Annotated in this window: 20 protein-coding genes; 13 read left to right on the top strand and 7 right to left on the bottom strand. The window is 76.7% G+C overall.

The features are described 5' to 3' along the window. Positions 1 to 294, top strand: a 294-nt coding sequence (locus tag ACFE60_RS00935) for a DNA glycosylase AlkZ-like family protein (RefSeq protein ID WP_375386953.1), incomplete at its 5' end; no start/stop codon positions are given. A 30-nt stretch (positions 295 to 324) separates the two neighbouring features. On the opposite strand, the gene ACFE60_RS00930 is transcribed toward ACFE60_RS00935, so the two are convergent. Beyond that, a complete protein-coding gene (locus ACFE60_RS00930) occupies positions 325 to 1,275 on the bottom strand; it encodes a glycosyltransferase family 9 protein (RefSeq protein ID WP_375386952.1) in 951 nt (316 codons plus the stop codon). A gap of 83 nt (positions 1,276 to 1,358) precedes the next feature. Between ACFE60_RS00930 and ACFE60_RS00925 the strand changes: the two genes are divergently transcribed. From ACFE60_RS00925 to ACFE60_RS00895, 7 genes are read left to right on the top strand one after another with little or no spacing between them, the layout of a single operon-like run. Further along, positions 1,359 to 1,895 (top strand): D-glycero-alpha-D-manno-heptose-1,7-bisphosphate 7-phosphatase, encoded by a 537-nt coding sequence (locus ACFE60_RS00925; protein WP_375386951.1) that lies wholly within the window; start codon positions 1,359 to 1,361, stop codon positions 1,893 to 1,895. Further along, positions 1,892 to 2,911: a glycosyltransferase family 9 protein gene (locus tag ACFE60_RS00920; RefSeq protein ID WP_375386950.1), complete on the top strand. Its 1,020-nt coding sequence runs from the start codon at positions 1,892 to 1,894 to the stop codon at positions 2,909 to 2,911. The genes ACFE60_RS00925 and ACFE60_RS00920 overlap by 4 nt, the downstream gene beginning before the upstream one ends. Continuing rightward, positions 2,908 to 3,936 carry a glycosyltransferase gene (locus ACFE60_RS00915; protein ID WP_375386949.1) on the top strand — a complete coding sequence of 343 codons (1,029 nt, stop codon included), beginning with the start codon at positions 2,908 to 2,910 and terminating at the stop codon, positions 3,934 to 3,936. The genes ACFE60_RS00920 and ACFE60_RS00915 overlap by 4 nt, the downstream gene beginning before the upstream one ends. Then, positions 3,933 to 5,183 (top strand): glycosyltransferase, encoded by a 1,251-nt coding sequence (locus ACFE60_RS00910; protein WP_375386948.1) that lies wholly within the window; start codon positions 3,933 to 3,935, stop codon positions 5,181 to 5,183. The genes ACFE60_RS00915 and ACFE60_RS00910 overlap by 4 nt, the downstream gene beginning before the upstream one ends. Next, positions 5,180 to 5,785, top strand: coding sequence for an SIS domain-containing protein (locus ACFE60_RS00905; RefSeq protein ID WP_375386947.1), 606 nt, complete (start codon positions 5,180 to 5,182; stop codon positions 5,783 to 5,785). The genes ACFE60_RS00910 and ACFE60_RS00905 overlap by 4 nt, the downstream gene beginning before the upstream one ends. Further along, the gene (locus ACFE60_RS00900) at positions 5,782 to 7,140 is read left to right on the top strand and encodes a PfkB family carbohydrate kinase (RefSeq protein WP_375386946.1); all 1,359 of its coding nucleotides are present in this window, start codon (positions 5,782 to 5,784) and stop codon (positions 7,138 to 7,140) included. The genes ACFE60_RS00905 and ACFE60_RS00900 overlap by 4 nt, the downstream gene beginning before the upstream one ends. 43 nt (positions 7,141 to 7,183) lie before the next feature. Continuing rightward, complete coding sequence (locus ACFE60_RS00895; protein WP_375386945.1) at positions 7,184 to 7,891, top strand: SDR family NAD(P)-dependent oxidoreductase; 708 nt, start codon at positions 7,184 to 7,186, stop codon at positions 7,889 to 7,891. 7 nt (positions 7,892 to 7,898) lie between these two features. On the opposite strand, the gene pnuC is transcribed toward ACFE60_RS00895, so the two are convergent. Continuing rightward, positions 7,899 to 8,564, bottom strand: coding sequence for a nicotinamide riboside transporter PnuC (gene pnuC / locus ACFE60_RS00890; protein ID WP_375386944.1), 666 nt, complete (start codon positions 8,562 to 8,564; stop codon positions 7,899 to 7,901). A 132-nt stretch (positions 8,565 to 8,696) separates the two neighbouring features. Here pnuC and ACFE60_RS00885 point away from each other — a divergent pair, with 132 nt between their 5' ends. Continuing rightward, on the top strand, positions 8,697 to 9,416 hold the full coding sequence (locus ACFE60_RS00885) for a 3-keto-5-aminohexanoate cleavage protein (protein ID WP_375386943.1): 720 nt from the start codon (positions 8,697 to 8,699) through the stop codon (positions 9,414 to 9,416). A gap of 1 nt (position 9,417) precedes the next feature. Here the strand turns inward: ACFE60_RS00885 and ACFE60_RS00880 are convergent, their stop codons facing one another. Beyond that, positions 9,418 to 9,576, bottom strand: a complete 159-nt coding sequence (locus ACFE60_RS00880) for a hypothetical protein (RefSeq protein WP_375386942.1) — start codon at positions 9,574 to 9,576, stop codon at positions 9,418 to 9,420. Between the two features lie 84 nt (positions 9,577 to 9,660). After that, positions 9,661 to 10,767 (bottom strand): glycosyltransferase family 9 protein, encoded by a 1,107-nt coding sequence (locus tag ACFE60_RS00875; RefSeq protein WP_375386941.1) that lies wholly within the window; start codon positions 10,765 to 10,767, stop codon positions 9,661 to 9,663. 132 nt (positions 10,768 to 10,899) lie between these two features. Here ACFE60_RS00875 and ACFE60_RS00870 point away from each other — a divergent pair, with 132 nt between their 5' ends. From ACFE60_RS00870 to ACFE60_RS00855, 4 genes are read left to right on the top strand one after another with little or no spacing between them, the layout of a single operon-like run. Beyond that, the gene (locus ACFE60_RS00870; protein WP_375386940.1) at positions 10,900 to 12,279 is read left to right on the top strand and encodes an aldehyde dehydrogenase family protein; all 1,380 of its coding nucleotides are present in this window, start codon (positions 10,900 to 10,902) and stop codon (positions 12,277 to 12,279) included. Continuing rightward, positions 12,276 to 13,733, top strand: a complete 1,458-nt coding sequence (locus ACFE60_RS00865; protein WP_375386939.1) for a PfkB family carbohydrate kinase — start codon at positions 12,276 to 12,278, stop codon at positions 13,731 to 13,733. The genes ACFE60_RS00870 and ACFE60_RS00865 overlap by 4 nt, the downstream gene beginning before the upstream one ends. Further along, entirely contained in the window at positions 13,730 to 14,602 is an 873-nt protein-coding gene (locus ACFE60_RS00860; RefSeq protein WP_375386938.1) for a glycosyltransferase family 2 protein, read from the top strand. Before ACFE60_RS00865 ends, ACFE60_RS00860 begins: the two co-directional genes overlap by 4 nt. 26 nt (positions 14,603 to 14,628) lie before the next feature. After that, positions 14,629 to 14,826 carry a DUF2795 domain-containing protein gene (locus ACFE60_RS00855; protein ID WP_375386937.1) on the top strand — a complete coding sequence of 66 codons (198 nt, stop codon included), beginning with the start codon at positions 14,629 to 14,631 and terminating at the stop codon, positions 14,824 to 14,826. Positions 14,827 to 14,830: 4 nt separating this feature from the next. Here the strand turns inward: ACFE60_RS00855 and ACFE60_RS00850 are convergent, their stop codons facing one another. The 3 genes from ACFE60_RS00850 to ACFE60_RS00840 are packed head-to-tail and all read right to left on the bottom strand — an operon-like array spanning position 14,831 to position 17,240. Then, on the bottom strand, positions 14,831 to 15,403 hold the full coding sequence (locus ACFE60_RS00850) for a LemA family protein (protein WP_375386936.1): 573 nt from the start codon (positions 15,401 to 15,403) through the stop codon (positions 14,831 to 14,833). A gap of 47 nt (positions 15,404 to 15,450) precedes the next feature. Beyond that, the gene (locus ACFE60_RS00845; protein WP_375386935.1) at positions 15,451 to 16,464 is read right to left on the bottom strand and encodes an acyl-CoA dehydrogenase; all 1,014 of its coding nucleotides are present in this window, start codon (positions 16,462 to 16,464) and stop codon (positions 15,451 to 15,453) included. Between the two features lie 14 nt (positions 16,465 to 16,478). Beyond that, positions 16,479 to 17,240, bottom strand: a complete 762-nt coding sequence (locus ACFE60_RS00840) for an MBL fold metallo-hydrolase (protein WP_375386934.1) — start codon at positions 17,238 to 17,240, stop codon at positions 16,479 to 16,481. Positions 17,241 to 17,344 lie beyond the last annotated feature (104 nt).

Below are 17,344 nucleotides of genomic sequence, written 5' to 3'. Positions count from 1 at the left end.
CACTACCGGATCTCGATCTACACGCCGGCGGCGCAGCGGGTGCACGGCTACTACGTGCTGCCGGTGCTGGTCGACGACCGGCTGGTCGGCCGGGTCGACCTGAAGTCCGACCGGCAGGGCGGCCGGCTGCTCGTGCAGGCGGCGTGGACGGAGGAGGGCGCGGGGCGCGACGTGCCGCAGCGGGTCGCGCCGGTGCTGCGCGACGCCGCGCGGTGGCTCGGGCTCGACGCGATCGAGGTCGCCGGCGCCGGCGACCTGGCGCCCGCGCTCGCCGCAGCGGTCGCCTCCGCCTGACCGATTCTTCGTTCTGCAGGTCCGGCAGACCTACAGAACGGGAAGTCGCTCGATCGCGGCCAGCACCTCCGCCACGGTCACCGCGGCGAGCGCCGGGTCGGGCCGGGCCGCGAACGCGTCGCCGAGCAGCAGCTCGGGATGCGTGAGCGCGACGTGCGGCCCCGGCGGCGGTCCCCACCGCGACGGCGGCACCGGGCCGAACAGCACGACGGAGGGGGTCGCGAAGGCGGAGGCGAGGTGCCCCGCGCCGGTGTCCGCGGTCACGACGAGGGAGGCGTCCGCGATCAGGGCGACGAAGCCCTCGAGGTCGGTGGCGCCGGCGAGCACCGCCGCGTCCGGCAGCCCGGCGAGCGCGGCGACCCCGAGCGCGCGGGGCCGCTCCGCGGCGGAACCGCTGAACACCACCCGGCGGCCCTCCGCGGCCAGCGACCGGGCGACGGCGGCGAACCGGTCCGCCGGCCATTCCCGCGACGGGAACGCGGCGCCGACGTGCACCACGGCGGCGCCCTGCGCGGGCGACCGGGCGGCGGGCCGCGCGATCCGGACGTCGGCGGGGTCGCCGGGCAAGCCGAACGCGGCGGTGAGCCGCACCCACCGCTCCCGCTCGTGCTGCTCCTCGATCCAGCTCGGGCCGGGCTCGCCGGGGACGACCGCGTGCCGCACGACGAGCCGCGCGCCCGCCGCGTCGACGACGGCCGCGGACTGCTGCCCGCCGCCGTGCAGGTTCACGACGACGTCGATCGCGCCGGGCGCGAACGGCAGCGGATCGCCGAGCGCCCGGACCGGCACGAGCCCGTCGACGGCGTCGATCAGGCGCACGACCGGCTCGAGCCAGGCCGACGTCGCGAGCACCAGGCGGTGCTCCGGCAGCCCGCGCCGCAGCGCGCGCAGGGCCGGCACCGCGACCAGCAGATCGCCCAGCTGCAGCGCGCGGAACGTCACGGCCAGCGGCCGATCGGCGGGGGCGTCCGCTCGCTGCATGCGGCGATCCTCCCAGGGCGGTACCGGAGGACTCCCATGAATCACTCAGGACCTGAGCGTTGCGGACGGGTATCCATGCTCCGATGCCCACGCCCTCCTCCCCCGCCGCGGTGCTGTTCGACCGCGACGGCACCCTCGTCGTCGACGTGCCGTACAACGGCGACCCCACCCTTGTACGTCCCATGCCGGGCGCGATCGAGGCCGTCGCCGCGGTGCGTGCCGCAGGCGTCCCGATCGGTGTCGTGTCGAACCAGTCCGGGATCGCCCGCGGCATCGTGACGCGGGAGCAGGTCGACGCGGTGAACGCGCGCGTCGACGCCATCTTCGGCGGCTTCGACACCTGGCAGATCTGCCCGCACGGGCCGGAGGACGGCTGCGACTGCCGCAAGCCCGCGCCCGGGATGGTGCTGCGGGCGGCCGCGGCGCTCGGGGTCGACCCGGCGGACGTCGTGGTCGTCGGCGACATCGGTGCGGACGTCGGCGCCGCGCACGCCGCCGGCGGGCGGGCGATCCTCGTGCCCACGCCCGTCACCCGTCAGCAGGAGGTGTGGGCGGCCGCCGCGGTCGCGGCCGACCTGCAGGAGGCCGTGCGCATCGCGCTCGCCGGGGACGCCGGATGAGGCCCGTGCTCGTCGCCCGGATGGACAGCATGGGCGACGTGCTCGTCAGCGGGCCTGCGGTCCGCGCGGTCGCCGCCTCCGCCGAGGTGGTCCTGCTGGCCGGGCCGCAGGGCGCCGCGGCGGCCCGGCTGCTGCCCGGCGTCGCGGAGGTGCGGGTGCTGGCCGCGCCCTGGATCACGCCGACCGATCGCCCGGTCGACGCCGGCCTCGTCGCCGAGGTCGCGGCCCTCGTGGCCGGCACGGGGGTGGCGGAGGCGGTGATCCTCACCTCCTTCCACCAGTCCCCGCTGCCGCTCGCCCTGCTGCTGCGGCTGGCCGGGGTGACGCGGATCACCGGCGCCTCCGTCGACGCCGGCGGCGGCCTGCTGGACGTGCGGCTGATCCCCGGCGAGACGCTGGAGGAGGAGCTCCCCGAGCCCCTGCGCGCGCTGCGCATCGCCGAGGCGGCCGGGTACGCGCTGCCGGCCGGGGACGCCGGGCGGCTCGCGGTCGAGCTGCCGGCCGACGTGCCGGCGGGCGTCGGCGACGGTCCCTACGTCGTCGTGCACCCCGGCGCGGCGGTGCCGGCGCGCGCCTACCCCGCCGAGCGGAGCGCCCGGGTGGTCGAGCTGCTCGCCGGCCGCGGCCACCGCGTGCTCGTCACCGGCGGCCCCGGCGAGCGCGCGCTGACCGCGGCGGTGGCCGGGACCGCGGGCACCGACCTCGGCGGCGTGCTCGACCTGCCGTCCCTCGGCGCGGTGCTGCGGGACGCCGGCACGGTCGTCGTGGGCAACACCGGACCCGCCCACCTCGCGGCGGCGGCGGGCACCGCCGTCGTCAGCCTGTTCGCGCCCGTCGTGCCGGCCGCCAGATGGGCGCCGTGGGGCGTCGACGTCGCCCTGCTCGGCGACCAGGACGCCGCCTGCCGCGGCACCCGCGCGCGCGTCTGCCCGGTGCCGGGGCACCCCTGCCTCGCCTCCGTCACCCCCGAGGCCGTCGTCGAGGCCGCGGAGCGCCTGCTCGGGAGGTCCGCGTGAAGGTCCTGCTCTGGCACCTGCACGGCGGCTGGACGGACGCGTTCGTCGCCGGCGGTCACGACTACCTGCTGCCGACCACCCCCGCGCGCGACGGCTGGGGCCTCGGCCGCGGCGGCCGCGACTGGCCCGCCCGCGAGATCGCGCCGGACGCGATCCGCGACGAGGACGTCGACGTCGTCGTGCTGCAGCGCCCCGACGAGCTGCCGGCGGCGGAGCGGCTCACCGGCCGCCGCGTCGGGCGCGACCTCGCCGCCGTCTACCTCGAGCACAACACCCCGAAGGGCGACGTGCCCACCTCCGTGCACCCGATGGCGGACCGCGACGACCTCGATCTCGTGCACGTCACGCACGTGAACGCGCTGCTCTGGGACACCGGCCGCACCCGCAGCCGCGTGATCGAGCACGGCGTCCGCGACCCGGGCGCCCGGTACACGGGCGGCCTCGACCGGCTGGCCGCGGTGATCAACGAGCCGGTGCGGCGCTGGCGGGTGACCGGCACCGACCTGCTGCCGCGGTTCGCCGCCGCGGCGCCGGTCGACGTGTTCGGGATGGGCACCGACCTGCTGGCCGGCGCCTTCGACGGCGCACCGCCGATCACCGGCGTCGGCGATGTGCCGCCCGCCGCGATGCACGAGGCGCTCGCGGACCGCCGCGCCTACCTCCATCCGCACCGCTGGACCTCGCTCGGCCTGTCGCTGCTCGAGGCGATGCAGCTGGGCATGCCGGTGATCGCCCTCGCCGCGACGGAGGCGCCGCGCGCGGTGCCGCCCGAGGCGGGCGCGATCTCGGCGGACGTCGACGAGCTGGTGCGTGCGGCGCGGCGGCTGATCCGCGACCCCGACGAGGCGCGGCGCCGCGGCGCGATCGCGCGGGAGGTCGCGCTCGAGCGGTACGGGCTGGCCCGGTTCCTCGCGGACTGGGACGCGGCGCTCGGCGACGCCGTAGCACGGCTGGGGCACACACGTCCAGCCGGTGGTCAAGGGGTTGCGGGCGCCCCCGGGGGCATGGTGGAAGTGAACCGATGAAGATCGCACTCGTCTCCGAGCACGCCAGCCCGCTCGCCACCCTGGGCGGGGTCGACGCCGGAGGGCAGAACGTCCACGTCGCCGCGCTCGCGAGGGCGCTCGGCGCCGCGGGCCACCAGGTCGACGTCTACACCCGCCGGGACGATCCGCGCCTGCCCGACCGCGTGCCGTTCGCCCCGAACGTCACCGTGCTGCCCGTGACGGCCGGGCCGGCGTCGCGGGTGTCGAAGGACGAGCTGCTGCCGCTGATGAGCGACTTCGCCGACGAGCTGGCGCGCGCGTGGATCACGGACCGGCCGGACGTCGTGCACGGGCACTTCTGGATGTCCGGCCTCGCCGCGGTCGACGCCGCCGAGCGGGTCGACGCCGCGCTAGGCGGGCACCTCCCCGTCGCGCAGACGTTCCACGCCCTCGGCGTCGTGAAGCGCCGCCAGCAGGGCGCCAGCGACACCTCCCCGACCGTGCGGGCGATCCTCGAGCCCGGGGTCGGGCGGCACGCGGACGTCGTCGTCGCCACCTGCTCCGACGAGGCGTTCGAGCTGAAGGCGCTCGGCGTGCCCTCCTCCCGCATCGCGGTCGTGCCGTGCGGCGTGGACACCGACCGCTTCACGCCGGACGGGCCGGCGCAGCCGCGCACCGACCGCCTCCGCCTGCTGACCGTCAGCCGCCTCGTGCAGCGGAAGGGCGTCGGCAACGCGATCGAGGCGCTGGGGCTGCTGGTGCGGGCCGGCATCGACGCCGAGCTCGTCGTCGTGGGCGGTGCGGGCGACGCGGAGCACCTGGAGGCGGAGCCGGAGACCGAGCGCCTGCGGCAGGTCATCGAGGCGGAGGGGCTGCGCGACCGCGTGGTGCTGGCCGGCGCGGTGCCCCACGACGACCTGCCCGCCTGGTTTCGCAGCGCCGACGTCGTGGTCGTGCCGCCCTGGTACGAGCCGTTCGGCATCGTGCCGCTGGAGGCGATGGCCTGCGGACGTCCCGTCGTCGCCACCAGCGTGGGCGGGCTGATCGACACCGTCGTCGAGGACGTCACCGGCCTGCACGTGCCGCCGCGCGACCCGGAGGCGCTCGCCGCGGCCGTCGCGGAGCTGCTCGCCGACCCCGAGCGGCGCCGGCGGTTCGGGGTGGCCGGCCACCGCCGCGCGGTGACCCGCTACACCTGGAGGAGGATCGCCTTCGACACCGTCCGCGTCTACGAGCGCATCGCCGCTCGAGCGGAGCGGGCGGACCTGCTGGCAGGAGAGGGATGACGGCGACCGAGACGCGCAGCACGACCGATGTGGCGGCGGACCACGTGGCGGCGTTGCGGCCCACCATCGACGCGCTCGCCGCGGAGGCCCCCCGCCTCGCCTCCTGGGGCGGCGCGCTCGCCGACCGGCTGCTCGCCGGCGGCCGCCTGCTCGCGGCCGGGAACGGCGGCTCCGCCGCGGAGGCGCAGCACCTCACCGCCGAGTTCATCGGCCGGTTCGACGGCGATCGCAGGCCGTTCAGCGCGATCTGCCTGATGGGCGACGCCGCCGCCGTCACGGCGATCGGCAACGACTACGGGTTCGACGAGGTGTTCGCCCGCCAGGTGACCGCGCACGCGCGGGCGGGCGACGTGCTGGTCCTGCTGTCGACGAGCGGCAGGAGCGCCAACCTCGTGCGCGCCGCGGCGGCGGGCCGCTCGGCCGGCGCGACGGTGTGGGCGATGACCGGGCCCGGCCCGAACCCCGTGACCGAGGCCGCGGACGACGCGCTCGTCCTGCCCGGCGTCGGCGCCAACGTGCAGGAGGCGCAGCTGGTCGCGATCCACGCCCTGTGCCGCGTGTTCGACGCCGTGGTGCGCGAGCGGATCGGCGCCACCCGATGAACGTCACCGTGGTCGGGGACCTGCTGCTCGACGTCGACGTGGAGGGCGACGTCGAGCGCATCGCGCCGTACGCGCCGGTGCCGGTCGTCGAGGTCGCCTCCGAGACGAAGCGCGCCGGCGGCGCCGGCCTGGTCGCGACGCTGCTGGCGCGCGACGGGCACCGGGTGACGCTGGTGACCGCGCGGGCCGAGGACGCCCGGGCGGCGGAGCTGCCGCCGCTGCTCGACGGCATCGCGCTCGTCGCGGGCCGGTCCCCCTCCCCCACCGTCGTGAAGACCCGGCTGCGCAGCCGGGAGCAGCCGATCGTCCGCATCGACGAGGGCTCCGGCACGCCGGAGCCGCCGGTCGTCACGCCGGAGATGCTGACCGCGGTCGCCGAGGCGGAGCTGGTCGTGGTCGCCGACTACGGCCGTCGCCTGCTCGAGGATCCCGCGCTGCGGGCGGCCGTCGCCGAGGCGGCGCAGCGCGTGCCAGTCGTCTGGGACCCGCACGCGAAGGGCGCGCAGCCGGTGCCCGGCGTGATCGTCACCCCGAACCTGGGTGAGGCGCGCGTGTTCTCCGGCGTGGAGGGCAGCGGCGTCCCGTTCGCGGACGAGGCGGCCCTGCACCTCCTCCGCTCGTGGGGGGTCGCCGCGGTCGTCGTGACGATGGGCGGGCGCGGGGCGCTGCTGCGCACCTCCGCGACCGGCCTGCCGCTCGTCGCCGCCGCGCCGCTGGTGCGCGACGCCGACGTGAACGGGGCGGGCGACCGGTTCGCCTCCGCGCTCGCGACCGCGCTCGGCCGCGGCGACGCGACCGGCGCCGCCCTGCAGCACGCGGTGGACACGACCGCCCGGTACCTCGAGGACGGCGGCGTCGCCGCGCTCGAGGCGGCGCCCGCGACGCAGCTGCCCGGCCCGGACCACGACGCCCTCGCGGTCGTGGAGCGCGTGCGCGCCGCCGGTGGCACCGTCGTCGCGACCGGCGGCGTCTTCGACCTGATCCACGCCGGGCACGCGAGGACCCTCTCCGCGGCCCGCGCGCTCGGCGACTGCCTGATCGTGCTGCTGAACTCGGACGACTCGGTCCGCCGGCTCAAGGGGCCGGAGCGGCCGCTGATGACCGCGGCGGACCGCGTCGATCTGCTGAGCGCGCTCGGCGTCGTCGACGGCGTCGTCGTGTTCGGCGAGGACACCCCCGTCGACGCGATCCGCCGCGTGCGCCCGGACATCTGGGTGAAGGGCGGCGACTACGCGGCCGAGGACCTGCCCGAGGCGGCCGTGATCACGGAGTGGGGCGGCCGCGCCGTGACCGTCCCGTTCTTCCCGGGCCGCTCGACCACCCGGCTCGCCGCGGCCATCGCCCGCGTCTCCTGAACCCCGCGGGGCCTCGCCCCGCACCCCCGCCGGAAGGACACCCATGCCCACCGCCTCCACCTCCCCCACCCCGCTCGGGCGCACGCTGATCACGGGCGGCGCCTCCGGGCTCGGCGCGGCCGTCGCCGACGCGGTCGCCGCGGCCGGCGGCACGCCGATCGTCGTCGACCTCGCGGTGGAGGGGGTCCCCTACGCCGCGTACCGGGGTGACGTCACCGACACCCGCGGCATCGAGGCGGTCGTCGCGCAGGCCGTCGCGGACCACGGCGGGCTCGACGCGGTGGTGACCGCGGCCGGCATCGACAAGCCCGGTCGCCTCGACGAGATCCCGGGCGACGTGTGGGAGCGCGTGATCGCGGTGAACCTGCTCGGCACCGCCGCGGTGGTCCGGGCCGCCCTGCCCGCGCTGTACGAGACGCACGGCCGGGTCGTCACGGTGTCGTCGTCGCTCGGCGTGCACGCCGTCAGCGACGCGACCGCGTACTCCGCCTCCAAGTTCGGCGTCATCGGCTTCAGCCGCGCGCTCACCGCGGAGACCCGCGGGCAGATCGGCGTCACGACGCTGATCCCGGCCGGGATGAAGACGCGGTTCTTCGACGGCCGCACCGCCCAGTACGCGCCGGGCGAGGACGCGAACCTGAACGACCCGGCCAACGTCGCCGCGGCCGTCGTGTTCGCGCTGTCGAGCCCCCGCGGCTCCGAGATCCGCGAGCTCTCCGTGATGCACGAGGAGGAGCCCAGCTGGCCCTGATCCCCGGTCAGCCCTCGACGGTGACGACCGCGGAGGGGCGCACCCGCTGGCGCATCCAGACGAAGAACCCGGCCAGCGTGAAGGCGCCGTAGAACACGTACATCAGGCCGGAGGCGTAGTACCCGGCGGAGAACAGCAGGGGCACGCCGACCACGTCGACGGCGACCCAGATCAGCCAGAACTCGACCCAGCCCTTCGCCATCCCGTAGGTCGCGAGCAGCGAGCCCATGAAGATCCAGGCGTCGCTCCACACCGGCTCGTACGAGCCGAGCGCCGTGAACAGCGGCGTCAGCGCCGCGGTGCCGCCGACCATCACGAGCACGATCCCGATGCGGGTCGGCCACGACGCCCAGCGCGGGGTGATCGTGGTCGCCGTGTCGCCGCTGCGCCGGGTCCAGCGGTACCAGCCGTAGATGCTGACGAGGATGAACATCACCTGCCGCCCGGCCTGGCCGAGCAGGTTCACCGGGTTCGGGGTGCCGAACACCGCGCCGAGGAACACGGTGAACAGCAGCAGGTTGCCGACGATGCCGACGGGCCACGCCCACACCTTGCGCCGCATGCCGCCGAGCGCGGACAGCAGGCCGAAGACGTTGCCGATCACCTCGCGCCACAGCACGTGCTGGTCGCCGATCACGATCTGGGCGTCGAACAGCCACTCGAGCACGTTCACGGGCCCTCCTCCGGTTCGGTCGGTCCAGCGCCTCGCGCGTCCAGGGAATTCCCGGGTCCACCCTTCGGAACTCCCATCCGACACGCGCGCCGCCCATGAGCATGCCCCAGTCGGCCCGCCTACCCTCACCGCATGCTCCTCCAGGCGGCCCTGAACGGACGGCGGACCCGGGAGGAGCACCGTGCGGTGCCCCTGACGCCGAGCGACCTGCAGGGGGACGCGATCGCTTGCGGGGACGCGGGCGCGCACGGCTTCCACGTCCACCCGCGCGACGACGACGGCGTCGAGCGGCTCGATCCCCGGTGGGTGGACGCCGCCGCGAACGCCGTGCACGACGTCAGCCGCTGGCCGGTCAGCGTCAGCACCGGCCTGTGGATCGAGGGCGAGCAGCGCCGCCGGGTCGCCATGCTGTCGCGCTGGACCGGGCCCGATGCCGCGAGCGTGAACCTGGCCGACGACGAGTCGATCGACACGATGCGCACCCTGCTCGGGCGGGGCATCCGCGTGGAGGCGGGGGTGTGGAGCGCGGAGGACGCCGACCTGCTGCTGCGCAGCGGCCTGGCCGACCGGGTCGAGCGCGTGCTCGTCGAGCTGATCGAGGTGGCGCCGGCGGACGTCGTGACCCTGGCGGACGAGATCCACGGGATGCTCGACCGCGCCGACGTGCTCGCGCCGCGGCTGCAGCACGGCGAGGACGGCACCGCCTGGATCGCGCTCGACGACGCGGTGCGCCGCGGGCTGGACACCCGGATCGGCCTGGAGGACGTGCTGGTGCTGCCCGACGGCTCGACCGCGCAGGACAACGCCGCGCTGGTCGCCGCGGCACGCGGGCTGGGCGCCGGGCGGGACTGACCTACGGGTGCTCGTCGCCGCGGGCCTGCTTGCGCACCGCGGACTCCTCCCCCGTCCGCTGCTGCCGGCTGCGGCCGCGCAGGGTCAGCACCAGGATCGACGTCCCGATGAGCAGGATCATCAGAACGAGGACGACGGGGAGCGCGATGCTGATGGCCACACGGCAGCGTCCCCCGGCCGCACGACCGGCGTCGGCGTCCCCCGCGGATGCCCAGGGAACGCGCACCGCATCCGCCGCGGGCGCTCAGCGCCCGAGCAGCGCGCGCACGTCCTCGAGCACGTCCTCCACCGGGACGTCGGCGACGTAGGAGGGGTCGTGCTCGCAGCGGGCTGCGGTCCAGCCGACCTGCGTCGCGTCCCGGCCGCACACCGGGCAGCGGGTGATGCGCCCGAGCCGGATGCGGTGCCGCGCCCGCCCGAACGGCATCGCGTTGATCGTGTTGCCGAACACGAAGATCCCCGCCGTGCGCGCGCCGACGGCCTGCGCCAGGTGGCGCGGGCCGCTGTCGTTCGCGAGCACCACGTCGGCGGCGGCCAGCACGCCGAGCAGGCCGGGGAGGTCGAGCCGCCCGGCGATCGAGCCGACGCGGTCCTCCGGCACGCCGCCGGCGACCGCCGCCGCGACCGCCGCCGCGACCACGCGGTCGGCGAGCGCCGCCTCCGATCCGTCGCCCACGACGGCCACCCGCACGCCGTCGCGAGCCAGCGCCGCCGCGACCGCGCCGAAGCGGTCGACCGGCCAGTGCCGCCGCGGGTCGGTCGCGCCGGGATGCAGCACCACCACGGGTCCGTCGCCGAGCAGGGCCTTCCCCGCCGCGCGCTCCGCCGCGGAGACGGGGAGCACCGGCTCGAGGTCCGCCGGCGCGGCGCCCGCGAGCCCCGCGACCTCCAGCCACCGCAGGACCTCGTGCTGGAAGTAGTCGTAGTGCAGCGTGCGCTCGAGCGGCGCCGCGTCGGGCGTCGCCGTGCCGACCGTGTGCCGCGCGCCGAGGCGGAGGAGGAACGGGTTCGCGTTCCGGCCGCCGCCGTGCAGCTGGACGGCGAGATCGATCGGCGTGCCGCGCAGCCCGCCGAGGACCGCCTCCACGGCCGCCTCGTCCGTCCGGTCGCCGGAGACGCCCGCGACGCGCGGCAGCACCACGACGTCGTCGACCAGCCCGCGGCCGGCGAGCAGCACCCGGTGCGCCGGGGCACCCAGCACTGTCAGGTGCGCATGCGGGTACGCCGCGCGCAGCGCCGTGATCCCCGGCAGCGCGAGCACCAGGTCGCCGAGCGCCCCGCCGCGCAGCACGACGATGCGCCGCACGTCGTCGAACGGCTCGGCGGGCGGAGCGACGGCGGCAGCGGGCATCGGACGATCCTGCCCGACGGCTCCCGGCCGTCTCCCGGCCCGCGCACAGGCGCCCCCGGGGGCGTGCTCAGTACCGTGGCCGGGCTCCCGGCGCCCACCCGGGACCACCGATCGAAGGGGAACCGCTTCCGCATGCCCGCAGCCCTCGACACCCGCACCATCGACATCGTCGACCCGGCCACCGGCGAGCCGGTCGGCTCCCTCCCGGTGGCGACCGAGCAGGAGGCGGCGGAGGCGGTCCGGCGCGCCGTGGCGGCGTTCCCCACCTGGGCCGCGACCCCGCCCGCCGAGCGCGGCCTGCGCCTGCGGGCCGCGGCGCAGGCGCTCGCCGCCCGAGCGGACGAGGTCGCTGCGCTGAACACGCGGGAGACCGGCAAGCCGGCCGGCGACGCGGCGGGCGGCGTCGAGGCCGCGGTGAACACGCTGCTGCAGTACGCGGAGCTCGGGCCCCTGCACCGCGGCAAGCGCCTCCGCGGCGCCTGGGACGCGGTCGACGTCGCGACCCCGCAGCCGCGCGGCGTCGTGCTGGTGCTGACGCCGTGGAACGACCCCGTCGCGGTGGCGGCCGGCCTGATCGGCGCCGCGATCGTCTCCGGCGACACCGTCGTGCACAAGCCGAGCGAGCGCAGCCCGCACACCGGCGCGCTGCTCGACGAGATCCTGGCCGCCGAGCTGCCGGACGGCGTGCTCGTGCACGTCACCGGCGACGGGTCCACCGGCGCGGCGCTGTCCGAGCAGCCGGGCCTCGGGGTGCTCGCGCACGTCGGCTCGACCGCGACGGGCCGGGCGCTCGCCCGGGTCGGCGCCGCGAACGACGTCCACGTGATCCGCGAGAACGGCGGCAACGACCCGCTCGTGATCGACGGGGACGTCGACCCGGTCTGGGCCGCGAGCCAGGCCGCCCTCGGCGCCTTCGCGAACGCCGGCCAGATCTGCACCGCCGTCGAGCGCGTCTACGTGCACCGCTCGATCGCGCAGCCGTTCCTCGCCGCGCTCGTCGCGGAGGCGGAGGCGTGGACCGCGGGATCGAGCCAGCCGCTCGTCGACGTGCGGATGCGGGACGCGGTCGTCGCGCAGGTCGAGCAGGCCGTCGCCGCGGGCGCGACCGTGCTGACCGGCGGGACCGTGCCGGAGGGGCCGGCCGTCCGCTACCCCGCGACGGTGCTGACCGACCTGCCGCAGGGCGCGCAGGTGCTGACGGAGGAGACGTTCGGGCCGGTCGCGCCCGTGGTCGTCGTCGACGACTTCGACGAGGGCCTGCGGCTCGCGGCGGCCGACCACTACGGCCTGGCCGCGACGGTGCTGACCGCGGACATGGCGCACGCGCACCGCGCCGCCGCGATCCTGCCGGTCGGCACGGTGAAGGTGAACGCGGTGTTCGGCGGGGCGCCCGGCGGCAGCGCGCAGCCCCGCGGGGCGAGCGGCTCCGGCTTCGGCTACGGCCCCGAGCTGCTCGACGAGATGACCACCACCACCGTCGTGCACCTCGGCCTGCCGGGCGGGTCCCGGTGAGCGGCGCGCAGGACGACCGCCTCGTGCAGGACGTGCTCGCCTTCCGCGGCGGGCCGGTGCTCGTGGTCGGGGACCTGCTGCTCGACCGCTGGATCACCGGCTCGGTCGATCGGATCAGCCGGGAGGCGCCCGCCGCGGTCGTGCAGGTGCACGGCCACGAGGACGTGCCCGGCGGCGCCGCGAACACGGCCGTGAACCTCGCCGCGCTCGGCGCCGACGTGCGGATCGTCGGCGCGGTCGGCACCGACGAGGCCGGCACGACGCTGCTGCGGCTGCTCGCCGACGCCGGGGTCGACACGACCGGGGTCACCCGGCTCTCCGGCCGGGCGACGACCGTGAAGACCCGGGTCTCGTCGGCCGGCCAGATGCTGCTGCGCTTCGACGAGGGCGGGGCGATCGACGCCGCGGGCGCCGGCCGGGTCGCCCGCGCGCTGCCGGACGTGCTGCCAGGCAGCGCCGCCGTCCTGGTCTGCGACTACGGCCTCGGCGTCGCCGGGCCGACGCTGCGGGAGGCGCTCGGCGCGCTGCAGCGCTCGGGCCCGCTCGTCGTCGACGCGCACGACCTCGCACCGTGGGCCCCCCTCCACCCCGACGCGGTGACGCCGAACGCGGCGGAGACGGTGCGGCTGCTCGGCCGTCCCCTCGGCGCCGACCGGGTGCGCACCGCGACCGGCGCGGGCGACGAGCTGCGCGCCAGGACGGGCGCCGCGGGCGTCGTCGTCACCCTCGACCGCGACGGCACCATCACGCACACCGGCGGCGAGCCGACCCGCACGCTCGCGAAGCCGGCGCCCGACGCGAACGCGAACGGCGCGGGCGACACCTTCGCCGCGGCGCTGACGCTCGCCCTCGCCGCCGGGCTCGACCTGCACCGGGCCGCGCGCTTCGGCCAGCTGGCCGCCGACGTGGTCGTCCGCTCCCCCGGCACGAGCGTCTGCACCGCCGCCGACCTGACCGCCTCCCTGCACGACGGCGCCCACCTGCTGGACCACCGCTCGCTCGTCGGCGCCCTCGCCGCGGAGCGCGCGGCCGGCCGGCGGATCGTCTTCACGAACGGCTGCTTCGACGTGCTGCACCGCGGCCACACCGCCTACCTCAAGCAGGCGCGGGCGCTCGGCGACGTGCTCGTCGTCGCCGTGAACGACGACGACTCCACCCGGCGGCTGAAGGGTCCCGGCCGCCCGCTCAACGCGGTCGCCGACCGCGCGGGCGTCGTCGCCGAGCTCGCCTGCGTCGACTACGTCACGGTGTTCTCGACCGACACCCCGATCCCCCTGCTCGAGACGATCGAGCCCGACGTCTACGCCAAGGGCGGCGACTACCTGCCCGGGATGCTCGCGGAGACGCCGGTGGTGGAGGCGCACGGCGGGGAGGTGCGCATCCTCGACTACGTCAGCCCGCGCTCGACCGGCGACCTGATCGCCCGCGTCCGCGCCGCCGGCGACGCCCGGTGACGAGCCGTCGCACGGCCCGCGACTGGGCCCGGCCCGCCTCCGCGGCGCAGCCGGTGATCGACGTGCTGCTGCCCACGTCCGGACGCCTGCCCGAGCTGGCCGTGGTGCTGGCCGGTCTCGCCGCGCAGGACGACCCGGTGTTCCGGCTGACGATCAGCGACCAGTCCGACGACCACGGGATGGCGGAGGCGCCCGCGGTGCAGGCGATGCTCCGCGTGCTCGCCGCGCAGGGGCGGGAGGTGCGGGTGCTGCAGCACCTGCCCCGTCGCGGCATCGCGGAGCACCGCGCGTTCCTGCTCGCGCAGGCGACCGCGCCGTTCGTGCTGTTCCTCGACGACGACGTGTGGCCGGAGCCGGGGCTGCTCGCGACGCTCCACACCGCGATCGAGGACCTCGGCTGCGGCGTCGTCGGCGCCGCCCAGCAGGGGCTCTCCTTCCTCGACGACGAGCGCCCGCACGAGCAGGCCCCGTTCGCCGCGTGGACGGACGGCGTGCAGCCCGAGCGGCTGCGCAAGGACTCCCCCGGCACCGAGCGGTGGACGCTGCACAACGCCGCGAACCTGACCCACATCGCCGCGAGCACCGACCTGCCCGATGCGGGCTGGCTGCCGTACCGCGTCGCGTGGCTGGCGGGCTGCGTGCTCTACCGCCGGGAGGCGCTCGAGGCGGTGGGCGGCTTCGAGTTCTGGCGCGACCTGCCCGCGAGCGTCGGCGGCGAGGACGTCGCCGCGCAGTGGAAGGTGATGGAGCGCTTCGGCGGCGCCGGGGTGCTGCCCTCCGGGGCCGTGCACCTGGAGTCGCCCACCTCCATCCCGGACCGATCCGTCGACGCGGCGCACGCCGTGTTCGCGCACGAGGCGACCGGCTGACCGCCGGTCGGACAGGAAGGAACCCCATGGCCGACATGCCGAACCCGATCGAGGTCCAGAAGCACCTGGGCGGGATGGACTACCCGGTCTCGAAGGACACGATCCTCTCGACCGCCAAGGAGTCCGGGGCCGACCAGTCGATCCTCGACGCGCTGGGGAACATCCCCGACCGCGAGTACGACGGCCCGAACGCGATCAGCCACGAGCTGGCTGCGAGCAGCTGACCCGTCAGAACTGGATGCGCGGCGGCTCGGCGACGGAGGCGGCGTCGGAGGTTTCGAAGAACTCCCGCTGCTCGAAGCCGAGCCGCCGCGCGAACAGGGTGTTCGGGAACACCTGGATCTTCGTGTTGAACTCGCGGACGCCGCCGTTGTAGAAGCGGCGCGACGCCCGGATCCTCTCCTCGGTGTCGGCGATCTCCCCCTGCAGCTGCAGGAACTCGGGGCTCGCCTGCAGCGGCGGGTACGCCTCCGCCGCGGAGAACACCGATCGCAGCGCCTGCTGCAGGTGGTTCTCCGCGACCGTCGCGTCGCCGGGGGACGCCGCAGCCAGCGACTCGGCCCTCGCGCCCGCGACCGCCTCGAACACCACCGTCTCGTGCGCCGCGTACTGCCGCACGGCCCCGACCAGGCCGGGGATCAGGTCGGCTCGGCGCTGCAGCTGCACCGTGATGTCGCGCCACGCCTCGTCGACCCGCACCCGCAGCGTGACGAGCGAGTTGCGGGCGACCCACAGGTACAGGGCCAGCAGGACGAGCAGCACCACGACGACCGCGATCGAGACCCACACGGCGGTTTGCATGGCCGGAGCCTACGTGCGGCGCGTCGGAGGTCGCCGGGCTCGCCGCCTCACCCCCACGTCCCTCCGGCCGAGAGCAGCGCCTCGCCCGCCCGGGCGTCGTCCCGCTCGGCGTGGTGCTGCCGGAGGTAGACGGTGAGGTCGGCGACGCGGCGGGCGTGGTCCTCGTCGAAGGTCAGCGGCGCCGGGCCGAGCGCGCGGCCGACCAGCACCAGCACCCGCTCCGCCGCATCGGCGACGACGCCGCGCACGCGGGCGGCGAGCAGCGCGCCCGCCTCCCCCGTCGCTCGCCCGCGGTCGATCCGAGCCGCGGCGCCCTCGAGCGCTCCCCGCGCCGCCCAGAGGAGGCGGTCCGCCTCCCCGATGGCGGCGAGGCCGATCTGGTCCGGCGTGCGCCTGCTCGCCGCGGCGATGAGCGCGGTCGCGAGCCCCGCCGCGCCGCCGTACCAGCACGCCGCGACGCCGATGCCGCCCCAGGCGAACCCGGGCCGGGCGAGGTACCACCCGGCTTCGCCGACCGGCGTCGCGGGGACCCCGTCGAGCCGCAGGTCGCCGCTGTCCACCGCCACGAGCCCGCGCGACACCCACATGCCCGGAACGGCATGCACGCCCTCGGCGTGCAGGTCGACGTCGAAGAGTCGGCGCTGCCCGCGCTCCACAGCGGTGATCAGCGCCCGGTCGAGGCCGCCCGCGAGCGAGCACCACGGCTTGGTGCCGGTCAGGGTCCCGCCGTCGGCCCGGACCGGCTCGAGGCCGGGTCGCTCGGCGGCGTACACCCCGTACCCGCCGGCGGCCGGCGCCTCCCCCGCCTGATCGAGGATCGCGAGCGCGTCGAGGTGCGGCTCGACGACCCGCGCGACCGTGAGATCGGCCGCCGCCACCGTGGCGAGCACGGAGAGGGAGTCGGCCGTCCCGCCGCTGCCCGGCAGCACCGACCGGTCGCCGAGGGTGCGGGCGAACCGGATCGCCGCGGGCACCCCGCCGCGGACCGCCTCCCGGGCCTCCCCGGCCACCACGGCCAGCAGGCCCTCGTCCGCGTCGCCGATCCGGAGCACCTGAGCCATCTGCGCAGGGTAGGTCAGGCCGGCCCGGCCGCGCGGGCGAGCGCGACCGCCTCCGCCGCCCCCTCGGTCCACCGGTCGCCGTGGCCGGGCAGCACGATGCGCGCACCGGTCGCCGCGATCGCGTCGAGGGACCGCAGGTTGGCGACGCTGTCGGCCGTCGCGGCACCGGCGACGATGCGCGGGCCGCGCCGCCCGGTGTACGGGTCGAGGGTGACGAGGGCGTCCCCGGTGAGCACGACGTCCCGGTCGGCGAGGTGCAGCGCGCAGTGCCCGAAGGTGTGGCCGGGCACGAACAGCACGCTCGGACGGCCGGGCACGTCGAGCCGCTCCCCCGGCACGAGCTCGAGCACGTCGTCGATGCCCCGCACCCGCAGGGCGCCGGCGCGCGCCATCGCGGCCAGCGTGGGCAGCGCGCGGGGATGGAGGAGGGGGTACGGCAGCCGGGACCGCTCGTGCGCGTAGTCGTAGGGGTGCGCCGCGAGGTGGTGCTCGATGCGGTGCGCGTACACCGGCACCCCCAGCTCCACGTGCGCCCGGCGGGCGAACCCGACGTGGTCGAAGTGCGCGTGGGTGAGCACGATCGCCTCGACGTCCTGCAGCCCCCGGCCGATCGCGTCGAGGGCGAGCCGAAGCAGCGGCCACGTGCGCGGCAGGGCGGCATCGACGACGGTGACGCGCCCCTCCTCCTCCAGCAGGTAGCTGTTCACCCCGGCGTGCGTCAGCTGGTGCACCCCGTCGGTGATGCGAGTGAGGCGGCCGCCGCCCGGCCTGCGCATGTCCGTCACCGTGCGACCCCGCCTCCCGGGCGCGCTCGTCCCCGGTGGGTGCGCCCTGCGCGGCACCGTAGGCGTGCGGACGCTCGGCGGCACCGGGTTGACTT

Origin of the sequence: uncultured Amnibacterium sp., assembly GCF_964245895.1 — a bacterium.
Taxonomy (GTDB): Bacteria; Actinomycetota; Actinomycetes; order Actinomycetales; family Microbacteriaceae; genus Amnibacterium.
Note: the sequence above shows the minus strand (reverse complement) of the source record. Positions and strands in the feature narration are given on the sequence as shown.

Excerpts from the sequence above, each read along its gene's own strand:
- ACFE60_RS00930 (WP_375386952.1), bottom strand. The coding sequence starts at position 1,275 with ATGCAGCGAGCGGACGCCCCCGCCGATCGGCCGCTGGCCGTGACGTTC.
- ACFE60_RS00925 (WP_375386951.1), top strand. The coding sequence starts at position 1,359 with ATGCCCACGCCCTCCTCCCCCGCCGCGGTGCTGTTCGACCGCGACGGC.
- ACFE60_RS00920 (WP_375386950.1), top strand. The coding sequence starts at position 1,892 with ATGAGGCCCGTGCTCGTCGCCCGGATGGACAGCATGGGCGACGTGCTC.
- ACFE60_RS00910 (WP_375386948.1), top strand. The coding sequence starts at position 3,933 with ATGAAGATCGCACTCGTCTCCGAGCACGCCAGCCCGCTCGCCACCCTG.
- ACFE60_RS00905 (WP_375386947.1), top strand. The coding sequence starts at position 5,180 with ATGACGGCGACCGAGACGCGCAGCACGACCGATGTGGCGGCGGACCAC.
- ACFE60_RS00900 (WP_375386946.1), top strand. The coding sequence starts at position 5,782 with ATGAACGTCACCGTGGTCGGGGACCTGCTGCTCGACGTCGACGTGGAG.
- ACFE60_RS00895 (WP_375386945.1), top strand. The coding sequence starts at position 7,184 with ATGCCCACCGCCTCCACCTCCCCCACCCCGCTCGGGCGCACGCTGATC.
- ACFE60_RS00885 (WP_375386943.1), top strand. The coding sequence starts at position 8,697 with ATGCTCCTCCAGGCGGCCCTGAACGGACGGCGGACCCGGGAGGAGCAC.
- ACFE60_RS00875 (WP_375386941.1), bottom strand. The coding sequence starts at position 10,767 with ATGCCCGCTGCCGCCGTCGCTCCGCCCGCCGAGCCGTTCGACGACGTG.
- ACFE60_RS00870 (WP_375386940.1), top strand. The coding sequence starts at position 10,900 with ATGCCCGCAGCCCTCGACACCCGCACCATCGACATCGTCGACCCGGCC.
- ACFE60_RS00855 (WP_375386937.1), top strand. The coding sequence starts at position 14,629 with ATGGCCGACATGCCGAACCCGATCGAGGTCCAGAAGCACCTGGGCGGG.
- ACFE60_RS00850 (WP_375386936.1), bottom strand. The coding sequence starts at position 15,403 with ATGCAAACCGCCGTGTGGGTCTCGATCGCGGTCGTCGTGGTGCTGCTC.
- ACFE60_RS00845 (WP_375386935.1), bottom strand. The coding sequence starts at position 16,464 with ATGGCTCAGGTGCTCCGGATCGGCGACGCGGACGAGGGCCTGCTGGCC.
- ACFE60_RS00840 (WP_375386934.1), bottom strand. The coding sequence starts at position 17,240 with ATGCGCAGGCCGGGCGGCGGCCGCCTCACTCGCATCACCGACGGGGTG.